Source organism: Rhizobium sp. 01L410 (genome assembly GCF_056400165.1).
On sequence record NZ_JBFTST010000006.1, the window covers coordinates 198,062 to 219,601 of the forward strand.

Annotated in this window: 17 protein-coding genes; 8 read left to right on the plus strand and 9 right to left on the minus strand. The window is 61.4% G+C overall.

Annotated features, from left to right (window positions below; genetic code table 11):
• The first annotated feature begins 33 nt into the window (after positions 1 to 33).
• Positions 34 to 1,857: a methyl-accepting chemotaxis protein gene (locus AC1DV9_RS15275; protein WP_477948826.1), complete on the plus strand. Its 1,824-nt coding sequence runs from the start codon at positions 34 to 36 to the stop codon at positions 1,855 to 1,857.
• A gap of 101 nt (positions 1,858 to 1,958) precedes the next feature.
• Here AC1DV9_RS15275 and AC1DV9_RS15280 read toward each other — a convergent pair whose 3' ends face one another.
• Positions 1,959 to 2,873 carry a LysR family transcriptional regulator gene (locus AC1DV9_RS15280; protein ID WP_477948828.1) on the minus strand — a complete coding sequence of 305 codons (915 nt, stop codon included), beginning with the start codon at positions 2,871 to 2,873 and terminating at the stop codon, positions 1,959 to 1,961.
• Positions 2,874 to 2,969: 96 nt separating this feature from the next.
• Here AC1DV9_RS15280 and AC1DV9_RS15285 point away from each other — a divergent pair, with 96 nt between their 5' ends.
• On the plus strand, positions 2,970 to 3,182 hold the full coding sequence (locus tag AC1DV9_RS15285) for a tautomerase family protein (RefSeq protein ID WP_477948830.1): 213 nt from the start codon (positions 2,970 to 2,972) through the stop codon (positions 3,180 to 3,182).
• Positions 3,183 to 3,219: 37 nt separating this feature from the next.
• Here the strand turns inward: AC1DV9_RS15285 and AC1DV9_RS15290 are convergent, their stop codons facing one another.
• The 3 genes from AC1DV9_RS15290 to glyS form a co-directional block, all read right to left on the minus strand.
• On the minus strand, positions 3,220 to 3,606 hold the full coding sequence (locus AC1DV9_RS15290) for a cupin domain-containing protein (RefSeq protein WP_405049568.1): 387 nt from the start codon (positions 3,604 to 3,606) through the stop codon (positions 3,220 to 3,222).
• Between the two features lie 65 nt (positions 3,607 to 3,671).
• Positions 3,672 to 4,577: a hypothetical protein gene (locus tag AC1DV9_RS15295; protein WP_477948832.1), complete on the minus strand. Its 906-nt coding sequence runs from the start codon at positions 4,575 to 4,577 to the stop codon at positions 3,672 to 3,674.
• A 112-nt stretch (positions 4,578 to 4,689) separates the two neighbouring features.
• Positions 4,690 to 6,885, minus strand: a complete 2,196-nt coding sequence (gene glyS, locus AC1DV9_RS15300) for a glycine--tRNA ligase subunit beta (protein WP_477948834.1) — start codon at positions 6,883 to 6,885, stop codon at positions 4,690 to 4,692.
• A gap of 372 nt (positions 6,886 to 7,257) precedes the next feature.
• Here glyS and AC1DV9_RS15305 point away from each other — a divergent pair, with 372 nt between their 5' ends.
• From AC1DV9_RS15305 to AC1DV9_RS15315, 3 genes are all read left to right on the plus strand, one after another.
• Positions 7,258 to 9,564, plus strand: coding sequence for a Tex family protein (locus AC1DV9_RS15305; RefSeq protein ID WP_477948836.1), 2,307 nt, complete (start codon positions 7,258 to 7,260; stop codon positions 9,562 to 9,564).
• 134 nt (positions 9,565 to 9,698) lie between these two features.
• Positions 9,699 to 10,958, plus strand: coding sequence for a class I SAM-dependent methyltransferase (locus AC1DV9_RS15310; RefSeq protein ID WP_477948837.1), 1,260 nt, complete (start codon positions 9,699 to 9,701; stop codon positions 10,956 to 10,958).
• A 50-nt stretch (positions 10,959 to 11,008) separates the two neighbouring features.
• A complete protein-coding gene (locus tag AC1DV9_RS15315; protein ID WP_477948839.1) occupies positions 11,009 to 11,590 on the plus strand; it encodes a histidine phosphatase family protein in 582 nt (193 codons plus the stop codon).
• A gap of 226 nt (positions 11,591 to 11,816) precedes the next feature.
• Here the strand turns inward: AC1DV9_RS15315 and AC1DV9_RS15320 are convergent, their stop codons facing one another.
• Positions 11,817 to 11,978 (minus strand): hypothetical protein, encoded by a 162-nt coding sequence (locus AC1DV9_RS15320; protein WP_477948840.1) that lies wholly within the window; start codon positions 11,976 to 11,978, stop codon positions 11,817 to 11,819.
• A 106-nt stretch (positions 11,979 to 12,084) separates the two neighbouring features.
• On the opposite strand from AC1DV9_RS15320, the gene ubiA reads away from it, so the two are divergent.
• Positions 12,085 to 13,044 carry a 4-hydroxybenzoate octaprenyltransferase gene (gene ubiA / locus AC1DV9_RS15325; RefSeq protein WP_477948841.1) on the plus strand — a complete coding sequence of 320 codons (960 nt, stop codon included), beginning with the start codon at positions 12,085 to 12,087 and terminating at the stop codon, positions 13,042 to 13,044.
• Between the two features lie 57 nt (positions 13,045 to 13,101).
• Here ubiA and AC1DV9_RS15330 read toward each other — a convergent pair whose 3' ends face one another.
• Positions 13,102 to 13,668, minus strand: coding sequence for a DUF6101 family protein (locus tag AC1DV9_RS15330; protein WP_112386520.1), 567 nt, complete (start codon positions 13,666 to 13,668; stop codon positions 13,102 to 13,104).
• A 313-nt stretch (positions 13,669 to 13,981) separates the two neighbouring features.
• On the opposite strand from AC1DV9_RS15330, the gene AC1DV9_RS15335 reads away from it, so the two are divergent.
• Positions 13,982 to 16,810: a DUF1217 domain-containing protein gene (locus AC1DV9_RS15335; RefSeq protein ID WP_477939373.1), complete on the plus strand. Its 2,829-nt coding sequence runs from the start codon at positions 13,982 to 13,984 to the stop codon at positions 16,808 to 16,810.
• Here the strand turns inward: AC1DV9_RS15335 and AC1DV9_RS15340 are convergent.
• From AC1DV9_RS15340 to AC1DV9_RS15350, 3 genes are read right to left on the minus strand one after another with little or no spacing between them, the layout of a single operon-like run.
• Positions 16,807 to 18,231: an FAD-binding oxidoreductase gene (locus AC1DV9_RS15340; RefSeq protein ID WP_477948843.1), complete on the minus strand. Its 1,425-nt coding sequence runs from the start codon at positions 18,229 to 18,231 to the stop codon at positions 16,807 to 16,809. The two genes, AC1DV9_RS15335 and AC1DV9_RS15340, sit on opposite strands and share 4 nt — an antisense overlap.
• A gap of 16 nt (positions 18,232 to 18,247) precedes the next feature.
• Positions 18,248 to 19,222, minus strand: coding sequence for an L-threonylcarbamoyladenylate synthase (locus AC1DV9_RS15345; RefSeq protein WP_477948845.1), 975 nt, complete (start codon positions 19,220 to 19,222; stop codon positions 18,248 to 18,250).
• A 55-nt stretch (positions 19,223 to 19,277) separates the two neighbouring features.
• Complete coding sequence (locus tag AC1DV9_RS15350; RefSeq protein ID WP_112386519.1) at positions 19,278 to 19,883, minus strand: DUF6656 family protein; 606 nt, start codon at positions 19,881 to 19,883, stop codon at positions 19,278 to 19,280.
• A 396-nt stretch (positions 19,884 to 20,279) separates the two neighbouring features.
• On the opposite strand from AC1DV9_RS15350, the gene AC1DV9_RS15355 reads away from it, so the two are divergent.
• The gene (locus AC1DV9_RS15355; protein ID WP_112386489.1) at positions 20,280 to 21,524 is read left to right on the plus strand and encodes an aromatic ring-hydroxylating oxygenase subunit alpha; all 1,245 of its coding nucleotides are present in this window, start codon (positions 20,280 to 20,282) and stop codon (positions 21,522 to 21,524) included.
• The last annotated feature ends 16 nt before the right edge of the window (positions 21,525 to 21,540 follow it).

Sequence of the window (21,540 nt, forward strand, 5' to 3'; positions counted from 1 at the left end):
GGAACCCTTTCGTCCTTTCCGCTGTGGGGCACCATGAAAAAGCTGAAGATTTCAAAACAACTGATTTTGCTGGTTACTGGATTGATGGTCGCCTTTGCGATCGCAACCACTCTGCAGGTCCGGTCCTCGGTCAATGCGATTTACAAGGAGCGTTATGACATGCTCCGGTCGGAGGTCCAGTCGGGCGTTTCCGTCCTTAAACAATACCAGGCGAAGGTCGATGCCGGCGAGATGAAGCTGGAAGACGCCCAGAAGCAGGCTTACGCCACGCTCAACGCCATGAAATACGATCCGGATGGCTATTTCTTCGGCTATAGCTACGACATCCAGATGATGTTCCACTACGACGCCTCGAAGGTCGGGCAGATCAACAAGGGTCAGCCGGACAGCAAGGGCAAGCTCTATCGCGAAGAGCTGGTCAAGCTCGGCCAGCAGGGCGGCGGCCTTGTCGAATACTATTCGACCGCCAAGCCCGGTCAGCCGGCAGGCGATTTCCGCAAGACGGCCTATGCACTGGCTTTCGATCCCTGGAAGGTCGTGGTTGTCACCGGCGTCTATATGGATGACCTCGACGCCCAGGTGAATGACAAGATCCTGAGCGCTCTCTCCGGCAGCTTGATCCTTTCGCTTCTCGCCATCGTTGCGGCCTATCTGGTCATCCGCGGCATTTCGCTGCCGCTGAAGGATGTCCATCAGGCTCTTGAGGCCGTTGCCAACGAGAATGTGTCGATTGCCATTCCGCATACCGGCATGAATAACGAGATCGGCATGATGGCCAAGGCGACGCAGTCGCTGCAAGAAAAGGTGCGCGAACGTCACGCCATGGCCGAACGCGAAGCGGTTCAGGCACTAGCGCTCGAAACGGAGCGCGAGACCAACCTGCGCGGTCAGCAGGACGAAGCGTCGGTTCAGGCCCGCGTCGTCACCACCATTGGCCAAGCGCTGGAACAGATCGCCCGCGGCGACCTGACCGTCCGTTGCGCCGATATCGGCCAGAAATACGCAGCCCTGCGCGACAATTTCAACGACGCCCTGTCACACCTCGAAGCCGCCATGGCGAAGGTCAGCACCAAGGGCAGCGACATCGGTGTCAGCAAGGAAGAAATCCGCCGCGCATCGAACGAACTGTCGCAGCGCACCGAGCGCCAGGCAGCCAGCCTGGAAGAAACCTCGGCGGCTCTCGACGAGCTCACCGTTGCCGTTCGCCAGACGGCGGAAGGTGCCCATGAAGCCAGCCAGCGCGTCCGCGAAGTCAGCACCGAAGCCTCGCGCAGCGACGCGGTCGTCACCGAAGCGATCACCGCGATGAGCGGCATCGAGAAGTCCTCGGATGAAATCGGCAAGATCATCGGCGTCATCGACGAGATCGCCTTCCAGACCAACCTGCTGGCTCTGAATGCAGGCGTCGAAGCGGCACGCGCCGGTGAATCCGGTAAGGGCTTTGCGGTCGTCGCTCAGGAAGTCCGCGAACTGGCCCAGCGTTCCGCCGCTGCCGCCAAGGAGATCAAGGATCAGATCGCCCGCTCCTCCAGCCAGGTCGACCAGGGTGTCCGCCTTGTCGGCGAAGCAGGTGAAGCCCTGAAGCGCATCTCCGATCAGATCAAGTCGGCCAACGAAATCGTCGCCAAGATCGCTCACAGCGCCTCCGAACAGGACACCACGCTGCGCTCGATCTCGTCCTCGATGAACCAGCTGGATGCGGCAACTCAGCAGAACGCAGCGATGGCCGAAGAGACCACCGCTTCGGCAGAAACGCTGGCTGCCGATACCGACGAGTTGCTCGATCTGATCCGGGGCTTCCGCGTCGGCAATGTCGCGCACGCAGCACCGGCAGTTCACCACCGCCGCGCAGCCTGAGTTTTTATTACAGACCTTTTCATCAAGACCAGCATTAGCGACCGCCGGAGAAATCCGGCGGCCGTGCTCGTTCTGGCTCTTCCCTCAAGCCCTTACGGCGATCAGGTGCCTGCAGCAACGGGCAGGGCGGCAATGACCGCGCGAAACCAGCGCTGCGCCGGATGCGCGTCATTTCGCCGGTGCCAGGACATGACGAAAGGCACGGGCGCCAGATCGAGAGGCGGCGCCCGGGCGATCAGATTGTCCGCCTGGCCGGAGGCATCGACGACACCTTCCATCAATGTCGCGATCATGTCCGACCGGGCGACCAGCAGCGGCGCCGCATACATATGCGGCAGGGTCAGTGCCAAGCGCCGCTCCAGACCCTGCTTGGCGAGAGCCATATCGACATGACCGAAACGGTCGTTCTCAGGCGACACCAGCAGGTGCCCTAGGCTCAGGAAGGTCTCGAGATCGAGCGGCGCCTTCGCCAGCGGATGATCCTTGCGCAGGATGCAGACGAACCGCTCTTCGAAAAGTGGCTGCGTCAGGATCCGCCCTGCGGATGCCGAGGGTACGCCGATCGTCACATCCGCGGCGCCGGAATCCAGCATGTCGATAGCGTCGTCGCGGGCGCTGAAATTCCGGACCTGCAGTGTGATATCAGGCGCCATCTCCGAGAGTCGCCGGATGAGCTGCGGCAACAGTACGAAGGCCGGGTGATCCGATAGTCCGAGTGTGAAGGTGAGGGTGGAGGCCTGCGGCTCGAAGCGCTGCGTAAAGGCGAGCGTCTTCTGGATTTCCGCCAGTGCCTGCTGCAGCGGTCCCGCCAGATCCGTGGCCCGCGGCGTCGGCTGCAGTCCGGCCGGCCCGCGCACGAAAAGCTCGTCCTGAAACAGCGCCCTCAAACGCGAGAGCGCCGCGCTCATTGCCGGCTGCGTCCGCCCGATGCGGATGCCTGCCTTGGTGACGCTGCGTTCCTGCATCAGCGCGTCGAAGGCGACAAGCAGGTTGAGATCGATGCCGTGTAAATCCATGTCATGGATGAATGCATATATCGACTATCGATTTCAAGTATGACGGCACCCGGCATAGCTTGTGGTCATTCCAACCACCCAATCAGGGAGACGACCATGCCATTCGCCAATTTCAAGGTCCCGCAGGGCACCATGAGCGCCGAGCAGAAGGAAGACCTCATCCACAAAACCACAGCCATTTTCGTCGGTTATTTCGGCGAAGGCGTCCGTCCCTATACGATGGTTCTCGTCGATGAAGTGATCGATGGCGGCTATGGCCGCGCCGACGAGACCTTCACCGTCGCCAAGATGCAGAAGGAGCGGCAGTAGCGCAGTGAGGCTGGCGGGTTGTCGCCAGCCACTCGTCTCAGATCCAGAGATCGCTCTTCGCCGTCCGCTCGCCACCCTCCTCGCCGGTATTCAGCGTGCCGCGCGGCTCGATCAGCAGCATCTTCACTTCCGAAGCGGCATAGGGCTTATGCTTCAGGCCCTTCGGCACGACATACATCTCGCCGGGGCCGATCGACACCGCGCCATCGGGAAAATCGATCCGCAGCACGCCCTCGAGCACGATGAACGCCTCATCGGTCGTGGGATGGTCGTGCCAGATGAAATCGCCCTCGATGCGGACGATCTTGAACTGGTAGTCGTTGAGTTCCGCAATCACCCGCGGCTGCCACTGGTCGCTGAATTTCGTGAGCTTCTCTGCGAAATTGATAGCGCTATATGTCTTGGTCGGCTGGTCCATGCTCATCTCCATCTTGCCGGGGCAAGTGTAGATCAGGGCTCACAGACCGTCTTGTACATTTGTGCCGGCGTTTACTGCGCCCAGTCGAACGTCAGCGTCTGCAGGTCGAGCCAGGCATTGCCGCCGCCGAAGTTGAAACCCCCCAGATATTCCTCGAACTCGATGTAGTAAGGGCTGATATCGGGGATGTTCTGCGCCGGGCGCATCGAGCCGCCGATATGATCGGGCAGGTGATCCGCCGCCCAGGCATGCTCGCGGTAATTCTCTTCCTCGACCTCGTCGCCTTCCCAATAATAGAAGGCCTGGTATCCCGTTTCGGCCGCCGCCCACTCGTCGCGCGGCGCGATACCGGCATTGGGGTCTTCGCCGCGCGGCGTGATGTCGAGGGCGCGGTTATAGGCGAGGTCGGCATGCTCCGTGTCGCCGAGCATCTGCAACAACCCGTAATTCTCCGTCTGATCGTCGAGATAGACCGCAGCAGTGCCGCGCTGCAGCCATTCGGGGCGCCGGATGCGGTCACGGTATGCGTTGGGCCGGAGACGCGGCGGCTGGCAGAACGGCGCGTTGAATTCCGCTTCGGTCAGCAGGATCACCGCATGCGAGCGCCCGAGGAAATCCGCCATCCGGTGAAGGCGGGGATGGCGAAGCCGCTCGCTCATCCAGAAGGGATAGAGATCGCCATCGTTAGGCTCGCTGGCATCAGGATCGGCAATCAGCGCCGCAATCTCGGCGACACGCCCCTCGTCTTCGTCATGGGCACTGCCGAAGAAGGAGAGGGCGACGATATCGGCCCCGAAGCCGCGATATTCAGGCGGCAGCACCAGCGTGAAGCCGTGCTGCAGCGGATAGCCGGTATTGGCATCCAGCGGCCACTGTTCCTCGACGATTCCAGGCGGCAGGCCGAAACACCAGCCACCGCCGCGCGGCCCTTCCTCCGAAACCGATTGCGGGAGGACTTCGATATTGTAGGCCTTCACCCGTCTCTCCCAACGTCATCCTCGGGCTTGTCCCGAGGATCTGCAGTTTCACGATCCGGTTCGCTCGGTAGATCCCTCGGGACAGACCCGAGGATGACGGCTTGACGCCGAGTTATCCTGATATCTTCGAGAAATCAGCGACAGTGCCGGTCGCTTCGCGGATCAGCCTGAGCAGCGCCAACCGGTTGGCGCGGACCGCCGCGTCCTCGTCGTTGACAAGCACGTCCTCGAAGAACCGGTCGACAGGGGCGCGCAGCTTCGAAAGTGCTGCCATCGCCGCGCGGAAGTCCTCGTTGACGATCGCAGCCGAAGCCTCGGCAGAGGCATGGGCGACGGCCACATGGAGTTCCTTCTCGGCGTCGAGCTTCAGCAGCGCATCCGAAACGCCATCGGCAACCACGGTGCCCTTCTTCTCTTCGGCGGCGAGCAGCTGGGTGGCGCGCTTGGTGCCGGCCAAGAGGTTCTTGCCGTCCTCGGAGGTGATGAAGGCGGTCAGCGCCTCGACGCGCCGCGCGATCATCAGGAGATCGTCCGTCTCCGGCGTCAGCACGGCATCGATCAGATCGTAGCGGGCGCCCTGATCGCGCAGGTAGACCTTGAGGCGATCGTGGAAGAACGACAGCAGGTCGAGCTGACGCGACAGGTTCACGCCTTGCTCCGCCCTCGGTACGCCGGCCTTGTCGGCGATGTCGTCATCGATCCGGCCCATATGGCTGACGATGCGCGGCATCAGCGTCAGGCGGACGTTCCGCTCCAGAATGATGCGAATGACGCCGAGCGCGGCACGGCGCAGCGCAAACGGATCCTTGGAGCCGGTCGGCTTTTCATCGACCGCCCAGAAGCCGATCAGCGTGTCGAGCTTGTCGGCCAGCGCCACGCTGATGGCGATCTTGTCTTCTGGCACCCGGTCGGACGGGCCCTGCGGCTTGTAATGGTCCTCGATGGCGGTCGAGACAGCAGTATCTTCACCCTGCAGCACCGCATACTTGCGGCCCATGACGCCCTGCAGTTCCGGGAATTCGCCGACGGCTTCCGTGCGCAGATCGGCCTTGGCGAGCACCACGGCCCGGTCGACGAGCTTGTGGTCGGCGCTGAGCGGAAAGGCGATCTTCGCCGCCATGGCCCGCATGCGTTGCACCCGCTCGCCCTGCGTCCCGAGCTTTGCCTGGAAGGTGACGTTGAGCGCATCGAGCTTCGCCATGCGCTGGTCGAGCGGCTTCTTCAGGTCAAGATCAAATGCCTTGGCCGAGGCTTCCAGCGTTTCCAGATCGGGCAGGTTGCCCTGGTCGCGCTTCCAGAAATGCAGCGCGTCGGAGAGGCGGGCACGCACGACCTTGCCGTTGCCGTGGATGATTTCCTTGCCGCCGTCGGTCGCCTCAATGTTCGAGATCAGGATGAACTTGTTCGAAAGCGTCTCCTCACCCTGTTTGCGGGTGACGAAACACTTCTGGTTCGTCTTGATCGTAAGGCGGATGATCTCGGAAGGGATCGACAGATAGTCTTCCTCGAAGGCGCCCATCAGCACCTGCGGCCATTCGACGAGGCCGGAAACTTCTTCCAGCAGGCTTTCGTCCTCGACCAGTTCAAGGCCGCTGGCAAAGGCCAGATTGGCGGCGTCGGAAGCGATGATCTCCTTGCGGCGCTCGGCATCGAGAATGACCTTGGCCTTCTCCAGATTGGCGACGTAATCGTCGAAGCGCCGGACGGTGATCGCGGCAGGCGCATGGAAGCGGTGGCCGTAGGTGATGTTCGAAGCGACGATGCCTTCGATCTCGAAGGGGATGACCGTGGTTTCTTCATGCTCGGTGCCGAAGGTGCAGACGATCGACTGCAGCGGACGCACCCAGCGCAGCGAGCCGGGCTTGGCCGACGCCTTGCCCCAGCGCATCGGCTTCGGCCACGGGAAGTCGCGGATGATGCCGGGCATCACGCCGGCGATGATCTCTTCGGCGTCACGGCCCGGACGCGAAATGACGGCAACGTAGAAATCACCCTTCTTCGGATCGCTCTGGACCTGTGCCTCCGAAATCGAAGAGAGCCCCGCGCTGCGCAGAAAGCCTTCGATCGCCTTCTCGTTGGCGTCGGTGCGCGGGCCCTTCTTCTCCTCGCGCACATCGGCGGAGCGCGCCGTCAGGCCGCGGATATCGAGCGTCAGGCGGCGCGGCGTCCAGTATTCGCGCGCACCCTCATAGGAAAGACCGGCTTCGACAAGCGCATCGGTAACGAGCTTCTTCAGGTCGCCGGCAGCCTTGCGCTGCAGACGGGCCGGAATTTCCTCGGAGCGGAGTTCTAGAAGCAGATCAGGCATGTCACTTTTCCTTGCGTCACCGGGTCCGGGACGGTCCAAAACGGTCGCCTCTGCTACCAAAGAATGCCGCATCTGCACAACCGCAAAAACGCCGCGTGGTGGGGAGGGTGGGGCATTTCGTTTCCGTAGAGTGCTTGGCCCCCTCATCCGGCTGCCGCCACCTTCTCCCCGCTGGGGAGAAGGGATATGCCGCACCACCTCTTCCCCTTCTCCCCAGCGGGGAGAAGGTGGCCCGAAGGGTCGGATGAGGGGGCTCCGGACGATAGCGTTTGCGAATTGACAAGACTCCGCTGTGGAAACCGCCCTCGGGCATTGCCTTGCCGTTTTTCGCCGCTATGGTCCGCCAACTTTCGTCAACGATCAGGGAATCCCATGGCCGCAGACCTTCGCTCGCTCTCCGCCGTCATCGCCTCGGAAATCAACGCCCGGCCGGATCAGGCCAAGGCGGCGATCGAGTTGCTGGACGAGGGCGCGACGGTTCCGTTCATCGCCCGCTACCGCAAGGAAGTGACCGGCGGCCTAGACGATACGCAGCTCAGAAACCTCGCCGAACGACTGGTCTATCTGCGCGAACTCGAAGCGCGGCGCGATACCATCGTCGAGTCGATCAATTCGCAGGGCAAGATGACCGAGGAGCTGATGGGTAAGCTTTCCGGTGCCGCCACCAAGGCCGAGCTCGAAGACCTCTATCTGCCCTACAAGCCGAAGCGCCGCACCCGCGCCGAGATTGCCCGCGAGCGCGGCCTCGGGCCGCTCGCCGAAGCCATCCTCGCCGATAGGGCAAAGGAGCCGGCAACGCTGGCCGAAGCCTATATCACCGCCGACGTCCCCGACGTGAAGACCGCGCTCGAGGGCGCCCGCGATATCGTTGCCGAAGGCATTGCCGAAAATGCCGACCTGCTCGGCAAGCTGCGCGCCCATATGCGCAGCGCCGCGTTCCTGAAAGCCAAGGTCGTCGATGGCAAGCAGGCCGCAGGCGAAAAGTTTTCCGACTACTTCGACCATTCCGAACGCTGGGCAACCGCTCCCGGCCACCGCGCGCTCGCCATGCTGCGCGGCTGGAACGAGGAAGTGCTGACGTTGACCATCGAGGCCGATGCCGAGACCGCATCGCCGAACAAGCCGGTCGAGCGGATGATCGCCATCGCCTACGAGATCGGCAACTCCCGCCCCGGCGATCGCTGGCTTATGGATGTCGCTACCTGGACCTGGCGCGTCAAACTCTCCATGTCGCTGTCGCTCGACCTGATGCGTGAGCTGCGCGAGCGCGCCGAGGAAGAGGCGATCCACGTCTTCGCCCGCAATCTCAAGGACCTGCTTCTGGCGGCGCCTGCCGGCTCCCGCGCCACGATGGGCCTCGACCCGGGCATCCGCACCGGCGTCAAGGTCGCCGTCGTCGATGGCACCGGCAAGGTGGTCGCGACGTCCACCGTCTATCCGTTCCAGCCGAGAAACGATGTACGCGGCGCGCAGGTCGAGCTCGCCTCGCTGATCCGCAAGCACAATGTCGAGCTGATCTCGATCGGCAACGGCACCGGCAGCCGCGAGACCGAGAAGCTGGTGGCCGACATGCTGGCCGAGCTTCCGGGCACGAAACCCACCAAGGTCATCGTCTCCGAAGCCGGCGCATCCGTCTATTCGGCATCGGCAACCGCCGCCGCCGAATTCCCGGATCTCGATGTTTCCTTGCGCGGTGCCGTCTCTATCGCGCGGCGCCTGCAGGATCCGCTCGCCGAGCTCGTCAAGATCGAGCCGAAGTCGATCGGCGTCGGGCAATACCAGCACGATGTCGATCAGGGCAAACTCTCCCGCTCGCTCGATGCCGTCGTCGAAGATGCCGTCAATGCCGTCGGTGTCGATCTGAACACGGCGTCGGCGCCGCTGCTGTCGCGCGTTTCCGGCCTCAGCCGCTCGATCGCCGATTCCATCGTCGTCCATCGCGATCAGAATGGTCCCTTTGCGAGCCGCAAGGATCTCCTGAAGGTCGCCCGCCTTGGCAACCGCACCTTTGAACAGGCCGCCGGCTTCCTCCGCATTCCCGATGGCAAGGAGCCCCTTGACGCCTCGTCGGTGCACCCGGAAGCCTATGGCGTCGCCAAGAAGATCGTCGCCGCCTGCGGCCGCGACCTGCGTTCGCTGATGGGTGACAGCGCCCTGTTGAAGGGTCTCGATCCGCGCAAGTTCATCGACGAGCAGTTTGGCCTGCCGACCGTCAAGGACATCATCTCGGAGCTGGAAAAGCCCGGCCGCGACCCGCGCCCGAGCTTCAAGACCGCGACTTTCGCCGAAGGCGTCAACGAAATCTCCGACCTGAAGCCCGGTATGGTTCTCGAGGGCACGGTCACCAATGTCGCTGCCTTCGGCGCCTTCGTCGATATCGGCGTGCATCAGGATGGCCTTGTCCACGTTTCGCAGCTTGCCGACCGCTTCGTGAAGGATCCGCATGAGGTCGTCAAAGCTGGCGATGTCGTGAAGGTCCGCGTCGTCGAGGTCGATGCCAAGCGCAAACGCATCGCTCTTTCGATGCGCAAGGACGATGGTACAGCACCCCCGCCGCGAGGCGAGCAGCGCACGAACAACGCGCCCCGGTCGCAGAATTCTTCGCGCCCTGCGCCATCAAAACCTGAGAGCCAGGGCGCTTTTGGCGCCGCGCTGGCCGAAGCCATGAAGCGAAAATAAGCACTTAGTGCTGATAATTGCAAAAATGTCACAGTTTGGCAGCGTTGTTGCCAAAGTGCTAAACTGTGCGCTTGTCAGACACGAGAGAGCTATTAAGTTGATGTGACCGTCCTGTCACATTGCGAGGCCTCATCATGGCGTCGGGATTCCTGTCGATTGTCCAGAAAATCATCCGCAAGGGTAATCTGAAGCTTACACTCGCCAACGGCGAGACACATACGGTCGGTGATGGTAGCGGCGATCTGGTCGCCGTTCGCATCGCCGATGAAGAGGCGGAAAAGCTGATCCGCCGCGACCCCACCCTCAAGCTTGGCGAAATGTATATGGATGGCCGGTTCATTCTTGAACAGGGCAACATCTATGACTTCCTCGCCATGGTGAAGCAGAACACCACCAACGAGATCTTCGATATCCCGATGGCGGCGCTGCTCATCGGCCGCATCGCCCTGCAGCAGCTGAAAAGCCGTCTGCCGGTCAATCACAACAAGCGTAACGTTGCCCATCATTACGATCTCTCGGAGCGGCTGTTCGAGCTGTTCCTCGATGAGGACTGGCAATATTCCTGCGCCTATTTCGATCCGCCGGGCATCAGCCTGGAGGAGGCGCAGGTCGCCAAGAAGCGCCATATCGCCGCCAAGATGCTGCTGCAGCCGAACCAGCGCGTGCTGGAGATCGGCTCCGGCTGGGGCGGCATGGGTCTCTATATCGCCGAGGCGACGCCGGGTCTCGATCATACCGGCATCACGCTCAGCGAAGAGCAGCTGAAGATCTCGCGTGATCGGGCCGAAAAGCGCGGACTTGCCGATCGCGTGCGCTTCGAGCTGCAGGACTACCGGACGATGCGGGCACAGCCCTTCGACCGCATCGTCTCCGTCGGCATGTTCGAGCATGTCGGCATCGGCAATTTCGCCAATTATTTCCGTAAAGTGCATGAACTTCTGGCCGATGACGGCGTCATGGTCCTGCATTCGATCGCCCGCCCGAAACCGAGCTTCGCCACCAACGCCTTCATCGAGAAATATATCTTCCCGCAGGGCTATATTCCCTCGATCGGCGAAACCATCCCGGCAATCGAGAAGGCCGGGCTGCTGGTCCGCGATGTCGAAGTCCTACCGCTGCACTACGCCTACACGCTGCGCCATTGGCGCGACCGCTTCGTCGCCCGCAAGGCGGAGGCGGTGGCGCTTTACGACGAGCGGTTCTTCCGCATGTGGGAGTTCTATCTCGCCGGTTCAGAGATCGGTTTCCGCTGGGACGAGCTGTTCATCATGCAGATCCAGATCACCAAGAACCAGTATTCGACGCCCGATAACCGCAATTACATTCCGGCGGCGGAAACGAAGCTGAAGGAATTCGAGGCGGTGCGTCCGCCTTTGGAAAAGATTAGCTTCTGACAATCGAGCGCGGCCATCGAGCCGCGCTTTTTGCTTCAAGGATCATAATCATGGCCAGCGCCCATCCCGAAATAACCCTCGTCCGCCACGGCGAAACCGAATGGAGCCTGTCCGGCCAGCATACCGGCCGCAGCGATATCCCGCTGACCGCCAAGGGTGAGGAAGCCGCCCGCGGCCTCGCCGCCCGTCTCCAGGGCGTGCAGGCATCCGCCGTCTGGACCAGCCCGTCGCAGCGTGCCCGCAACACCTGCACACTCTCCGGCTTCGGCGCCGGTGCCGTCGTCAAGGACGACCTCGCCGAATGGGACTACGGCGCCTATGAAGGCATCACCACCAAGGAAATCCTGAAAAGCCGCCCCGGCTGGCAACTCTTCCGAGACGGCTGCCCTGACGGCGAAACCGCCGCCGATACCGGCACCCGCGCCGACCGCATCATCGCCGGACTGCGCAGCGCCAACGCCCCGGTGCTGATCTTCTCCAGCTCCCACTTCCTGCGCGTCCTCGCTGCGCGCTGGCTCGGCCTGCCGCCGGAAGACGGCGCGAAATTCGTGCTGGATACGGCGAGCATCAGTGTGCTGGGCTATGAGCACGACCTGACCGAGCCGGTGATCCGGCGGTGGAACGGGCGGTAATCTACGCCCTCCGTCATTCCTGTGCTTGTCACAGGAATCCAGCCGACGCGCGTCTGCGCGGCGAAAAACTACTTTGGATCAATGGCTGTGCCCGCAGCCCCCTCATCCGCCATCCGGGCACCTTCTCCCCCAAGGGAGAAGGGACCTCTTCGGCGCTGCTTGCGCCAATTTCCCCTCTCCCCTTGGGGAGAGGGTAGGGTGAGGGGGCTCCAGACACGAGGGAATTTCATTTCCGCGATGAAGCCCGCTCTTCCGAGTCGATGGGCACGCCGTACTCGGCAATCCACCTCATCACATCCTCTTCTTCTGCCGCATTGGCTCGAATACGCGCAGCTTCTTCCCGGATACGCTGTGTCTTCGAAATGGTGTTTCCCTTGGTCTTGGTCATGGCTCACCTCCGGATATCATCATGGTAGACCTTCACTCCCAAACCGCAACATCCCGCGCCACCATGACCGCTTGACCCGCCGCGCCGGCCGTCGCTACATGCCCTCATGCAAAAGATCGACGGACTGAACGGGCGAGTCGCCGACGCGCCTTCGGACAACTGGGTTTACCGGATCCTGCCGCCCTGGCTTTGGCCCTATGCGCAGCTGGCGCGCTGGGACCGGCCGATTGGCTGGCAGTTACTGATGTGGCCGTGCTTCTGGTCGGTGGCGCTTGCTGCCAATGCGGCGGCGATGCAGGGCAGCTTTTCCGGCGGGCGCACCGTCTATCATCTGATCCTCTATTTCATCGGCGCCGTCGCCATGCGCGGAGCGGGCTGCGCTTACAATGATCTCGTCGACCACAACATCGACATGGAAGTGGCGCGCACCCGCTCGCGGCCGCTGCCATCAGGCCGCGTCACGCGCACGCAGACAAAGATCTTCATCGTCCTGCAGGCCCTCGTCGGCCTGATCGTGCTGCTGCAATTCAACTGGTTTGCCGTCATCCTCGGCATCCTGTCACTTGCCATCGTGGCACTGTACCCCTTCGCCAAACGCTTCACCGACTGGCCGCAATTCTTCCTCGGCCTTGCCTTCTCCTGGGGCGCGCTGATGGGCTGGGCCGGAACCTTCGGCGCGCTGTCGTTCGCCGCCGTCTCGCTCTACATCGCTTCTGTCGTCTGGACGATCGGCTATGACACGATCTATGCGCATCAGGACAAGGAAGACGACGAGCTGATCGGCGTGCGTTCCACCGCGCGTCTCTTTGGCGACCGCACCCGCCAATGGCTGGTCGGCCTTTACGGGGCGACGCTGGCGTTGATGCTGCTTGCCTTCTGGCTGGCAGGCGTCGGCCTTGTCGCCTATCTCGGCCTCGCGATCGCTGCCGGCATGTTTGCCTGGCAGATCGTCAAGCTCGATATCAACGATGGCGACCAGTGCCTCTATCTCTTCAAGTCGAACAACCGGATCGGCCTGATCATCTTTGCCGGACTGTTTGTGTCGCTGCTTTTGACGCTGCCCTGATCAAAACAGAAAACCCGGCGCAAGGCCGGGTTTTCTGTTTGCGTTCAGTCGCCGCGATCAGTTGCGGGCGATGATTTCCTTGCCTTCGATCTTCATCGAGACACCGAGCTTGCCGGTCGTGCGGCGCACCAGGAAGCGCGGGCGGCGGTTGGCGAAATAGGAGTGGCGGCGGCGCGGCTTCATGTGGCTGGTGCGCAGATCGCCGAGATGTTCTTCCAGCGGGCGGGCAACGCCATCGGCCTCGACCATCAGCATCGGAATGCGGAAGGCTTCCGACCAGCCACGCCAGTCGGCGGCGATGTCGCCGAGGTCATGGGCGACCAGCAGGGGAACACAGAGATCGGGATCTTCGTGGTGGAGTTCCAGGGTCACGGTCACTTCGCCGTCACCATGGTCGATCGCCCGGGCTGCAACACCCTTGAAGGCGCGCTTCGGCAGGGCGATGGAGAGCGGCAGGCCGCTGGAGGGGAGAACCTTGCGCAGGATCGCGCCACGTTCGTCGATCGTTATGTTGACGTCACCGGAGGCGTCATGGATGGCGTAGCTGACCTGCTGGGGAAAGCGCGACGGATCGAGGCGCAGTGTCGTACCAGCCCATGCGGGCTTCATAACGGTGTTGTTCATGTTCATTTCTACCCTTGTCTTACCTGAGAGCCGGTTTCCGGTCTTCTCCTCGGGGCTTTTTCGCCCTCTATGGCTCGACAATAGGCGCGGCCTCTTCCGGACCGCTTAAAATTTGCGGTTAAGAAAACGCTGCCTTTCCTGATGGTTATCAAAATCGAATGTGGCAGGGTTTCTGGAATGTGAACGTTGTCTCATAAGGGCGTGTGCCATAACGGCACCCGCGCCGGTAAGCCTCAAGTAAGCTTTAAGTGGCAAAATCGAGACAGGATATCCCGTTATTCTTTTAGGTATTTTCCCGAAAAGGGCGCTCTCGATGATTTCATCTTCCGTTGCTTACGCGATATTGTCGAAAGATATGAAGACGAGCCTCGATCGCGTCGCATCCCAGTCGACCGTCAAGAGCAATGCCGATTACTATGCGGCGAACATCAACAAGGTCAAAGACGTAGACGATTTTCTCGGCAACTATAAGCTCTATAGCTATGCCATGGACGCCTACGGTCTCAGCGATATGACCTATGCCAAGGCCTTCATGAAGAAGGTTTTGGAGAGCGATCTGACCGACGCCAACAGCTTCGCCAACAAGCTGGCCGATTCCCGTTACAAGACATTCGCCGCCGCCTTTAATTTTCACACGGCAGCGCCACAGGCTCAGACCTCCTCTCAGGAGGACGACATGATCGGCCTCTACACGCAGTCGTATCAGGATAGCGGCAAGGACGCCGCGACCGAGTCTGCCTATTTCAAATCGGCGATGCGCGATGTAACGAGTGTCGATGATCTGGTCGGCGATCCGCGTCTCAAGGACTTCGTGTTCAAGACCTTCGGCATCGACGGCACTTATGTCTCGAACAGTTTCCTGAAGAATGTTCTGACGAGCGACGTCAGCGATCCGAACAGCTTCGTCAATACGCAGGCCAACGCCAAGTATCAGGATATGGCCAGCTACTTCAATTTCGCTGCCGACGGCACGACCGGTGCGACGCCGCAGCCGCCGCAGACTGCCACACAGCAGACCGATCTGGTCAGCCGCGCCAATGCCAACGGCAAGGATTATTTCCAGTCGGCGATCGGCAGCATTGCCAATGTCGATCAGTTGCTGTCGGACCAGAAGCTCAACAATTTCGTCCGCGCGGTCTACAATGTTGGCAGCACTGTTTCGGATGCCGATCTGAAGACCTATCTGACCGATCCGACGGAAGCCGCGGCCAAGGGCTACACGACGCTCAATTCGGCCTTCAGCTTCAACGCCGATGGCAGTGTCAACGGCAGCGCGCAGACCGCTGCGCAGACGGTGACCGCCGCTACCCGCTTCGATCAGTCGACGGCTTACTACAAGCGGATCATGGAAACCGTAACCGGTGCCGACGATATCGTCGCCGATCCCGGCTTATCCTCCTATGTCAAGGTCGCCTTCGGCGTGCCGATGTCGATGACCGACGAGAATGTCACGAAGCTGCTGACCGACCCCGCCTACGCGGCCTCGGTCGGCGCGCCCGATGCGCCCTCGGCTTTCAATTTCAATGCCGATGGTTCGACGGTCGGCGCAGCGCAGACGACCGATCAGAAGAACGGCATCCTCGAGAAGTACACACTGAATTCTCTGCAGAAGGTCGTGGACTACGACGACGCACCAGGCGAGCCTGACGACGTCTATTACGTCACGCCAGCGGCGGCGGCCTTCAACAAGTCCTATTTCGAAAAGACGATCAAGACGATCACCAACGTCGATCAGCTGATGGCCGACGACCGCATGACGTCTTACATCAAGGCAGCCTACAGCCTTGGCAGGCATGGCTATGGTAGCGGTCTTGTCGACGGGCTTGATAATACCGGCCTGCGCCAGGTGTTGGTCAATTCGGGCCTCGCCGGCCAGCTTGGCCTCACAGAGCTTCACGACGCCTTTAACTTCAATACGGATGGGACGGTGACGTCGCCCGATGGTGCCCAGAGCGCTGCAGCTACCACGCAGACCTCGACGCAGTATATGAAGCGCTACGACGATGAAGCCAACGACTTCATGGATGACATCACCACAAACTATAAGAACCTCATCACCTCGAGCGTCGGCACAGGAACGTTCTCGGACGTCAAGAATATCAACGACTTCCTGCGCGACAACAAGCAGATCGACTTCAGCAAGAGAAACGACGACCTTCCCGACATGTATCATGTCGCGCTGCAGGCCTTTGGCTTGACGGAAGCGGACCTCCCGAAGTCGATGGCCCGCAAGGTGCTGACGAGCGATGCCTACGATCCGAAGGGCTATGTCGCTTCCTTGAAGGATGAGCGCATTACCAATTTCGCCCGCGCCTTCAACTTCGGCAGCGATGGCAAGATCGGTCAGCATCTGGCGCCGCTCTCCGACGCGTCGATGGCGAAATACGCGACCAATTACAAGTCGCACCTGCTGATGTTCATGGCTGACGGCCCGGCCAAGGACAAGGCATCGAAGGATGCGGCAAAGGACGTCGATGCGTTCGCCAAGGGCATGGACGATGTGAAGTCGCTGGACGACTTGCTGGGCAACACCAAGCTCACCGACTTTATCCTCAAGTCCGTCGGTCTCGACCCGAAGGACTACAAGAAGGATACGCTGAAGAAGATCTTCACCTCTGATCCCGCCGATCCGAAGAGTTATCTGAACACCAAGGCCGATACCAAGTTCAAGGACATCGTCGCCGACTTCAACTTCGACAAGGACGGCAATCTGACGCGCTCCAAGCTGGGCGCGGTCCAGGACCAGGGTGCGCTCGACCGTACGCAGCAGGGCTATCTGGCGCAGACGCTGGAAACGCAGCAGGGGCAGAACAACGACGGAACCCGTCTTGCGCTCTACTTCACCCGCCAGGCGCCGAACATTACGTCGCTCTACACGATCCTTGGCGACAAGGCGCTGTTCCAGGTCGTCCAGACGGCCTTCAACCTGCCGAGCCAGGTTTCCAGCATGGATGTCGACAAGCAGGTGGCGATGCTGCAGAAGTTCATGGATCTGAAGGATCTCGGGGATCCCAAGAAAGTCGACAAGCTGGTGAAGCGCTTCACGGCAATGTACGACATCCAGAATAGCACCACCCAGGCGCCCGCCCTGCAGATCCTGACGAATGGTGGAACCACCAAGGCGGCCGGCGTCCTCGGCTAATCGAGACTGACGACCTTGCCGGGGTTCATGATGCCGGCGGGGTCAAAGGCGCGCTTGATGCGGCGCATCAGATCCATCTCGATTTCGGAGCGGATCGCGGCGAGCTCGTCGCGCTTCAGTTGACCGATACCATGCTCGGCCGAGATCGAGCCGCCATGGGCGCGCACGATGCCATGCGCGATCACGTTTATTTCATGCCATCGGGCGATGAAGGCGTTCTTGTCGGCGCCGATGGGCTGCGAGATGTTGTAGTGGATGTTGCCGTCGCCCATATGGCCGAAGGCGCAGATGCGCGCGCCAGGCATCGCCGCCATCACGGCCTCGGCCGCTTCCGCCATGAAATGCGGGATCCGCGAAACTGGCACCGAGACATCGTGCTTGATCGAACCGCCCTCGGGCTTCTGCGCCTCCGACATGCTTTCGCGCATGTGCCAGAGCGCCTGCTGCTGGGCAACCGATGAGGCGATCGCCGCATCCTGTACCAGGCCTTCCTCAAAACCTTTTTCCAGAAGCGCGTTTATCATCCGCTCGGCGGTTTCGGCCGAATCCGAGGTCGAGATGTCGATCAGCACATACCAGGGGTGCGGGCTTTCCAACGGATCGCGTACACCGTCGATATGCTTGCTGGTGATCTCGACACCGAAGCGCGGCATCAGCTCGAAGCCGGTCAGCGAGGTGCCGCAAAGGCTGCCTGCGAGATTGAAGAGCGCCAGCGCGTCCTCGACGCTGCCGATCCCGGCAAAGGCCACCTGCTTGCCGAGCGGCTGCGGGAAGAGCTTCAGTACCGCGCCGGTAATGATCCCGAGCGTCCCTTCGGCGCCGATGAAGAGGTCGCGCAGGTCGTATCCGGTATTGTCCTTCTTCAGCCGCCGCAGTCCGTCCCAGATTTCGCCGGTCGGCAGCACCACCTCGAGGCCGAGGCAGAGCTGGCGCATATTGCCATAGGCCAGCACCGCCGTACCGCCGGCATTGGTCGAAAGGTTGCCGCCGATACGGCAGGAGCCCTCGGAGCCGAGCGACAGCGGAAACAGCCGTCCATGCGCCTCCGCCGCTCTCTGCACTTCGGCGAGGATCGCGCCACCATCGGCCACCAGAACGTTGGCGACCGGATCCACATCGCGAATCTTGTTCATGCGCTCCAGCGAGATGATGATGTCCGACTTGCCTTCGCGTGGCGTCTGCCCGCCGACCAGCCCGGTATTGCCTGTCTGCGGCACGACTGCGGTGCCGGTCTCGGTGGCAAGCTTCAGGATCGCTGAGACTTCACCGGCATTGGCAGGCTTCAGGAGGAGAGGGGAGGAGCCGTGATAGAGGCCGCGGTTCTCGACCAGGTGCGGTGCAAGTTCGGCCTCGCTGCGCAGTGCATATTTTTCGCCGACGATGGCGGTGAAGCGGTCGAGAAGTTCCGGGGATACGCTCATCGGGGCTCGGTCCTTGTTATTCGCGCGGTGCGGCAGCGCGCCTCAAGCGGTCGTTGATCGCCTCGCCAAGTCCCTCATCGGGGATTGGTGAAAACGCGATCGTTGACGCGCCGCTGGCATCGGCTTTCTTCATATAGTCAAACAGGTTGGTGGCTGCCTCGGCAAGGTCGCCTGCCGGGCTGAGGTTCAGCTGGATTGCTGCATCTGCAATGCCGCGGATTTCAGGTCGCCCGAACAGGATCACCGCCTCGCCAGGCAGGACGGTATCGGCATCGAGCCGCACGGCGGCACCTGGCGCATAATGCGAGGCAAGCATGCCCGGCGCTTCGATGGCGGCTGAGGCCTTCTTCCTGCGGCGCAGGCGCTTGCCCGCAACACGCTCGATGTCCGCGGCCGCCAGCCCGCCGGGCCTCAGCAGTGTCATCTCGCCGTTCTCGACCTTGACGATCGTCGACTCGACGCCGACGTCGCTTGCCCCCGCGTCGAGGATCAAACGGATCTTGCCGCCGAGATCATCGGCGACGTGGTCTGCGCTGGTGGCGCTGATCTTGCCGGATGTGTTTGCGCTGGGGGCGGCAAGCGGCTTTCCGAAGGTGCGGATCAGCTCGCCGGCAAAACCCTTCGGAACCCGGATCCCGACGGTGTCGAGCCCAGCGGTTGCCAGGGCATGAATGCCGCTCTGCTCTTTCAGCGGCAGCACCAGGGACAGCGGCCCAGGCCAGAAAGCCTCCGCCAGAAGCCGCGAGAGCGGATCGAAGACCGCATATTCCTCCGCCATCGCAAGGTCGGCCATATGGCAGATCAGCGGATTGAACTGCGGGCGGCCCTTGGTCTCATAAATCCGGGCAATGGCGGCGGGGTTGGTGGCATCGGCCGCAAGCCCGTAAACGGTCTCTGTCGGGATCGCCACCGGATAGCCTTCGCCAAGCACGGCAGAGGCTGCGCTGAGCGCTTCTTCGCGGCTTGCGGTAATGTCGATGATACGTGCCATGAACTGCCTATAATCTCAGGCAGTCCCTTATGCTCTTGAGCGCCTGCGATCAATATCAGAGCTGGCGAATGATTTCCCGGAGCTGTTCGTTGCGCGCGCCAAGCAGCAGCACGTTGCGGATCGCCGCCTGCGGATCGTCGGTGCGGAATAGCACGCCGTTGCCGCGCACCGACCGGTCGATCGTCATCTTCTCTGCCGTATGCTCGCCGGGCTTGATCGCCACGGCGAAATACATGCGCGAATACTGCATGTTGATCTTGTGGAAGAAGTTGTCGTTGTCGCCGATATCGGCATAGAAATTGGCGATATAGAAAGCCCAGCTGACTTCCTCGTAGCGCGCAAACTTGGTGCGCGACGCCGTCACATGACAGTAGCCGAGATGCGGGCTGTCGCTGAGCGTCCGGTGAAACACCATCTTCGGGAACTGGATGGCCCGATGAAAGCCGTTGATCTGCTGATGTGCCTGGTTTCCTGCCGATTGCAGCTTGCGGCCGGTCTTCTCGGCAACTTCGTCATGCGTCAGGTAGCGGCGCTCTTCCGCTAGCCAGTGAGCGCGGTCACGGGTGATCTTTCCCGTCCGCAGAAACTCGGAATGGGGCGCCGCAGGGGCCTCCTCCGGTCTGGTTTCGTCCTTGGCGTCGAAATAGCGAAGTTTCGCCATGATCCGCATTCCCGCGTTTGTCTCTGCCGCAAGAATAGGAGTTCATGCTTAATGCGCCCTTAAAGCCGCCAATGGCATCAACCCCCGAAAACTTGCAGTGCCATCGTGTCGTATCTGGGATAATATTGCCTTTGGGAAAGCGGAAAGCGGGCGGCGGCAGTTCTTCTTGTGATGTCGCAATCGAATGAAAAGAGTGGAAAATCCATCGGGGCTCCGATTTTCGCAGCCGCCCGTCATCCTGTCGTCAATTTCGAAGCCGATGTCGCTTTACAACCAAGAACCGGGGATGCCCGGTGCTTAAATGCCCCCATGACCAATGCTCCCGGAAGGGAGGGAAGCGATCGCTTCCAAAAGCCATGCCTTTGATGGCTGAGCCGATTGCACGAGGATATGCAAATGGACATTCGAAGCAACGTTTTGCGGCAGCTCAAAAACCGGCGCGAAGGCTTCAGCCTTGAGCAGCCTTTCTATATCGACGAGGATTATTTCAAGCTCGATATGGAAATGATCTATTACCGCGATTGGCTCTTCATGGGTCACGATTGCGAACTGCCGAAGCCCGGCGCCTATTTCACGGTGCAGATCGGCCAGTATCCCGTCGTCATCGTCCGCGGCCGCGACAATGTCATCCGCGCCTTCCACAATTCCTGCCGCCACCGCGGGTCCCGCGTCTGCACCAAGGAACACGGCTCGTCGGTCCGCCTCGTCTGTCCCTATCACCAGTGGGCCTATGATCTTGACGGCAAGCTCGCCTTCGCCCGCCACATGGGCGACGATTTCGACAAGAGCGGTTTCAGCCTGAAACCGATCCATTGCGAAAGCTTCGGCGGCTATATCTTCATATGCCTCGCCGACAAGGCACCGGATTTCCAGCCGGTTCGCGACATGGTGACGCCTTACATGCTGCCGCATCGCCTCGCCGAAGGTAAGATCGCCTTCCAGAGCACCATCATCGAGAAGGGCAACTGGAAGCTCGTCTGGGAAAACAACCGCGAGTGCTATCACTGCGCCGCAAACCACCCGGAACTCTGCCGCACCTATCCGGAAGCGCCGAGCGTCACCGGTACCGATGGCGGCGCTGACGATCCGGAGATCGCTGGCCACTGGGCACGCTGCGAGGCTGCCGGCCTGCCGAGCAAGTTCCAGATCTCGCCTGACGGCCAGTTCCGTACCGCGCGCATGCCGCTGATCGAGGACGCCGAAAGCTACACCATGTCGGGCCGCCCGGCGGTCAAGCGCAAGCTGTCCGAGGACGTCACCATCGACCGTATCGGCACGATGCTGCTCTTCCACTATCCGACCACCTGGAACCACCTGCTCGGTGACCACGCGATCTCCTTCCGCGTGATCCCGCTCAGCGCCAACGAGACGGCGGTGACGACCAAGTGGATCGTTCACAAGGATGCCGTCGAAGGCGTCGATTACGATCTCGAAGAACTGACGCATGTCTGGACCGAGACCAACGACCAGGACCGCCGCATCGTCGAAGAGAACGCTTTCGGCATTCACTCGCCGGCCTATGAGCCCGGTCCCTATTCGATGCTGCACGAGGGCGGCGTCATGCAGTTCCTCGAATGGTACTCGAACTTCATGGTCAATCGCCTGCAGGGCGATCAGGCGAAGCTCTCAGTCGTCGCCTGACATTTGCGTGATCTTG